The organism is Stenotrophomonas sp. HMWF023, from assembly GCF_003060985.1.
Taxonomy (GTDB): Bacteria; Pseudomonadota; Gammaproteobacteria; order Xanthomonadales; family Xanthomonadaceae; genus Stenotrophomonas; species Stenotrophomonas lactitubi.
In genome coordinates this window covers 2,562-3,595 of the sequence record NZ_QAIJ01000229.1, presented here as the reverse complement: position 1 = coordinate 3,595, position 1,034 = coordinate 2,562, and the positions used below count along the sequence as shown (strand labels likewise).

1 protein-coding gene and 1 pseudogene are annotated in these 1,034 nt (G+C 66.2%); both read left to right on the top strand.

The window, feature by feature from the left end:
• The first annotated feature begins 206 nt into the window (after nt 1–206).
• Entirely contained in the window at nt 207–683 is a 477-nt protein-coding gene (locus DBR20_RS12495) for a DUF3574 domain-containing protein (protein WP_165780999.1), read from the top strand.
• Nucleotides 684–719: 36 nt separating this feature from the next.
• Nucleotides 720–1,034 (top strand): annotated as a pseudogene (locus DBR20_RS23130) (SH3 domain-containing protein); the annotation flags it as partial.

Here is a 1,034-nt window from a genome sequence, read left to right as displayed (position 1 = left end):
GGGGAGATAGTTTCACTTACATCCATCCGGATGAAGCGATATATTATCTTGGCGTGAGGAGGTGGTGCGATGCAAGCCCCGGCTCCCATCGCATCACTTCATGCCCTGCCGGCATGAGGGCATTGGTTGCAGCCGCAACCGAGGCGCAGGTGTACCCTCCGTGCCCCTTCGTCGTGCTTTTTCCCCTTCCCGGAGTGCTGTTCCCGATGAAACACCTTGGCCTTGTCTTCGCCGTGCTGCTGGCCACCAGTGGCTGCGCCAGCCTGTCATCCAAGGCGCCCAGCGCCTATGCCACCACCGCCGACCTGCAGGGCGACGCCGCGCGTCCGTCCAGCGGCCACGGTTGGGTGCGCAGCGAGCTGTACTTCGGCGTGGGCGAGGAGCAGGGCGCCGGTGACCGCCCGCAGGCCGACACCATCAGCGATGCGCAGTGGCGCGCTTTCCTGGACAAGGAAGTGACACCGCGCTTCCCGGATGGGCTGACTGTATTCGATGCCTACGGCCAGTGGCTGTTCCGCGGCGATGCCACGCCCAACCGCCTGCGCACCAAGGTGCTGGTGGTGCTGCACGAGGACAGCCCGCAGCGCCGTGCCGACATCGAAGCGATCCGGCTGGCGTGGAAGCAGCAAACCAAGCACCAGTCGGTGCTGTGGTCGCGGCAGCCGGTTGACGTATCGTTCTGACCCAGAGGCGCCATAGTGGCGCTGCAGGGAATGACGATGAAACCCAGGGATGTGTTGTTGGGCGCGATGCTTGCCGGCGTATTGGCGCCCGTGGCGCAGGCGCAGGATGAGGACCGGGGCCCGCTGCGGTTTTCGCCGGCAGCGGGCGTGCAGGTGTCGGCCGAGGTGCAGGAGGACGGCATGCTTGCCGTGCTGCTGCAGCCGGCAGGGAAGCGCCAGCGGTTGCCAGGCGCGCCGGATGCCGATGGCAATTCGCGCCTGAGCGCAGAGGACCTCGATTTCGATGGACACCCTGAACTGGTCGCGCGCGCGGCGGTGGGCATGGTCAATGAGGCTGTTGCGGTCTATCGC